A 1,472-nucleotide genomic window follows, 5' to 3' on the forward strand; every position below is an offset into this window, starting at 1 on the left:
ACCCAACTGCCAGCGGCTGGCAGCCTGACCCTGAATGGCTCAGCTGTAACGGCTAACCAGATCATTGCAGCTGCAAATATTCCCAACCTGGTCTTCACTCCGGCGGCCAATGCTCATGGTGCAGGCTATGCCAGCTTCCAGTTTACGGTTACCGACAGTGGCGGTATGGAGAGTGCAGCGCAGACGATCACGCTGAATGTTGATGCTGTGAATGATGCGCCAACAGTTGAAGGGGATCTATATACGGCATCTTCCTCCCCAGAAACCACATATACCTTTGACACAAGCACCTCTGCGGGATTGACATCGACAAACTTCCATCACAGTACCTCCGGTGGAGGACATCTTTTTACCTTCGCTGCGGCGCACACGGATGACCGATCGTTGACGTTTGATACGCCAACCTATGTGAAAAGTTTTGACATGAACGCACTGTTATCTCCGGTATCCGCAGTACCGTTCAATACATCGCTTACGGTCAAAGCGTTTAACGGATCCACAGAACTCTGGAGTACGACGCTTGATTTAAGCAGTCATGCTGACTGGGATAACTGGAAAACGATCTCACTCGATATTGGCAACGTCACAGAGCTGAGATTCAGTGACTTGGGTGATAATTTTTATCCCAGTATTGATAATCTGATCATTGGTGGTGAGCAGAGTGGTATTACCATCAATGAAGACGATAGCCATACTTTCGCCGTTTCTGATTTTGGTTTTACTGATGTTGATGGTGATGCGCTCTCCTATGTCAGGATTACCCAGTTACCATCTGCTGGCAGCCTGACACTCAACGGATCAGCGGTCACCGTCGACCAGCAGATTTCAGCCTCTGATATCCCGAACCTTGTATTTACCCCTGCGGCTAACGCCCATGGCGATGATTACGCGAGTATTCAGTTTAAAGTCAGTGATGGCATCGCAGAGAGTGCCGCTGAAACGCTGTCATTTAATGTGTCTGCGGTGAATGATGCGCCGACAACAGCTGCTGATACCGTGACATTGGATGAAAATGATAGCCATACTTTCAGCCTGAGTGACTTTACATTCTCTGACGTGGATGGTGACAGCCTTTCATCCATCAAGATTACCCAATTGCCAGCAGCAGGCAGCCTGACACTTAATGGTTCGGCGGTAACAGCCAACCAGCTGATCACAGCGGCTGACATTTCGAACCTGGTCTTTACGCCGGATGCCAATACGGATGGGGCGAATTACGCGAACTTTACCTTCACGGTCAGTGACGGAAGCCTGGAAAGTGCGCCAGCTACCATGACGTTCAATGTCGACAACGTCAACAGTGCGCCGACAGCGGCAGACAGTGCGGTGTCACTGGATGAAGATCGCAGCCACACCTTCTCTGTCAGTGATTTTGGTTATAGCGATGCTGAGGGTGACGCCCTGCATTCCATCAAGATTACCCGGCTGCCAGCCGCCGGAAGCCTGACGCTTGGCGGTAACGCCGTGACGGC

General features: G+C 51.0%; 1 protein-coding gene. It reads left to right on the forward strand.

All coding sequences use genetic code 11. The features are described from left to right. Nucleotides 1-1,472: tandem-95 repeat protein (locus AC27K1_RS21525; protein WP_487152849.1), on the forward strand; the 1,472-nt coding region annotated here is incomplete at both ends.

The sequence above is a fragment of the Kistimonas ophiarachnellae genome (genome assembly GCF_057552235.1).